The sequence below is a fragment of the Ideonella azotifigens genome (assembly GCF_006519715.1).
Lineage (GTDB): Bacteria > Pseudomonadota > Gammaproteobacteria > Burkholderiales > Burkholderiaceae_C > Ideonella > Ideonella azotifigens.
The window spans coordinates 1-2197 of record NZ_VIDT01000812.1; the positions used below are offsets into that span (position 1 = coordinate 1).

3 protein-coding genes are annotated in these 2197 nt (G+C 69.2%); all 3 read left to right on the forward strand.

All coding sequences use genetic code 11. The features are described from left to right. The coding region (locus tag FKP22_RS27950; protein WP_233446985.1) for an SAM-dependent methyltransferase at nt 1–501 on the forward strand (501 nt) is incomplete at its 5' end. Beyond that, entirely contained in the window at nt 498–1487 is a 990-nt protein-coding gene (locus FKP22_RS27955; protein WP_141291304.1) for a sirohydrochlorin chelatase, read from the forward strand. The genes FKP22_RS27950 and FKP22_RS27955, both read left to right, overlap by 4 nt. After that, a complete protein-coding gene (locus tag FKP22_RS27960) occupies nt 1480–2169 on the forward strand; it encodes a precorrin-8X methylmutase (protein WP_211361624.1) in 690 nt (229 codons plus the stop codon). Before FKP22_RS27955 ends, FKP22_RS27960 begins: the two co-directional genes overlap by 8 nt. Nucleotides 2170–2197 lie beyond the last annotated feature (28 nt).

Genomic DNA, 2197 nt, shown 5'->3' on the forward strand with positions numbered 1-2197 from the left:
GACGCCGCCGGCATCCCGATCGGCGTGGTCCCGGGCGTGTCTTCGGCCATGGCCTCGGCCGCCGCGGCGGTCGAAAGCTTCACGCTGCCCGAGGTCACGCAGACGACGATCTTCACCCGCGTGGAGGGCCGCACGCCCATGCCGGCCGGCGAATCGCTGGCCGAGCTGGCGGCGCACCGTTGCACGCTGTGCATCTTCCTGTCCATCACCTTGCTGCACAAGGTCGAGGCAGGCCTGCGCGAAGCCGGCTGGCCGGAAGACGCACCGGTGCTGGTGGTGCACAAGGCCAGCTGGCCGGGCGAAGAGCGCATCGTGCGCGGCACGGTGGCCACCATCAAGCAGCTGTGCCGCGAGGCCGGCATCGTCAGCCAGGCCATGGTCATCGCCAGCCCCACGCTGGGCGCGCGCGGCTGGGCCGAGCTCACCAAATCCAAGCTGTACGACGCCACGTTCACGCACCGCTTCCGGCGCGCGAGCGAAGCCACGAAGGAAACCTCATGAACGACATCGTGCCCATCGCACTGCAAACCGCCGCGCACACCCACGCCGCACTGACCGATACGGTCCTGATCATCGGGCATGGGTCAAGAGAACGCAGCGGCAACGACGAGATCGAGCTGTTCGCCGCGCAGTGGCGAGCCAGGCACCCCGAATGGCGCATCGAGGTCTGCTTCATCGAATTCGCCGAGGTGATGCTGGAAGCCGGCCTGCGCCGCGCCGCAATCGGCAGCCGGCGCGTGCTGGTGCTGCCGTTGATCCTCAACGCGGCCGGCCACGCGAAGATGGAGATCCCCGAGCACATCGCCGAGGCGCGGGCCGAAAGCCCGGGCGTGCAGTTCCTCTACGCGCCGCACCTGGGTGCCGGCGAACAAATCCTGAAAATCCTCCGCCGCCAGCTGCGCAGCGCGATGAACACGCTGGACATGCCAGACCCGACCGGCACCGGCGTGATCGTGCTGGGCCGCGGCTCGTCGGACCGCGGCGCCAATGGCGAGCTGGCCAAGATGGCGCGCTGGCTGCTGGAAGAGACTGACCACGAGCTGGTGGACCTGGCCTTCACCGGCATCACCTGGCCGCGGCTGGAAAAGGTCGTGCAGCGCCAGGTGCTGCTGGGCATGCGGCAGATCGTCGTGCTGCCGTATTACCTGTTCACCGGCACGCTGGTGCAGCGCATCGGCCGGCAGATCGATCACCTGCGCCTGCAGTACCCGCATGTGCGCTTTGCCAGCGGCCACTACTTCGGTTTCGAGCCCGAAATCTTCGGGCTGATGGACCAGCGCGTGCACGACCTGCTGGACGGCGCGCCCGAAGCGCTGATGCCTTGCGACGGCTGCAAGTTCCGCCTCTTCGCCGAGGAGCACGGCCAGGGCCACCATCACCACGACGACGGCCACGTGCCGGCGCAGGCGCATGACCATGCACATGAGCACGGGCATGCACACGACCGTGCGCACGGCCACGACCACGCGGGCCACAGCCATGCCTGAGATCCCGAACGGCAACGTCGTCACCGAGCAGCTGACGGCGGCCGGCCGCGCGATCGAGCACGACTCGTTTGCGGTGATCGACGCCGAGGTCGGACCGCAGGCCTTCTACACGTCCGCCCAGTGGTCCATCGTGCGCCGCATGATCCACGCCAACGCCGATTTCGACTTCAACGGCCTGACCGACTTCCACCCCGACGCGGTGGCCGCCGGGCTGCGCGCGGTGCTGGCCGGCGGCGCGCCGGTGGTGGCGGACGTGGAGATGATCTGCGTGGGCCTCTCGCGCCCGCGGCTGGCCCACTTCGGCATGGCCACGCACCAGTTCATCAGCGACGCGGACGTGATCGCCCAGGCCACCGCCGAGGGCACGACGCGCGCCGTGCAGGCCATGCGCCAGGCCCATCGCCACGGCCTGCTGGACGGCGCCATCGTCGGCATCGGCAATGCGCCCACGGCCTTGATCGAGCTGGTGCGGCTGATTCGCGAAGAGGGCGTGAAGCCGGCGCTGGTCGTCGGCATGCCGGTGGGCTTTGTCTCGGCGGCCGAGTCCAAGGACCTGATGGCCACGGTGAACGAGGTGCCGTGGATCGTGATCCGCGGTCGCAAGGGCGGCTCGACGCTGGTCGTCGCCGCCATCCATGCGCTGCTCGGCCTGGCCGAAGCGCAGGAGCGCAGCTCGTCATGATGGAAAAGACCGCCAAGCGCGGCACCCG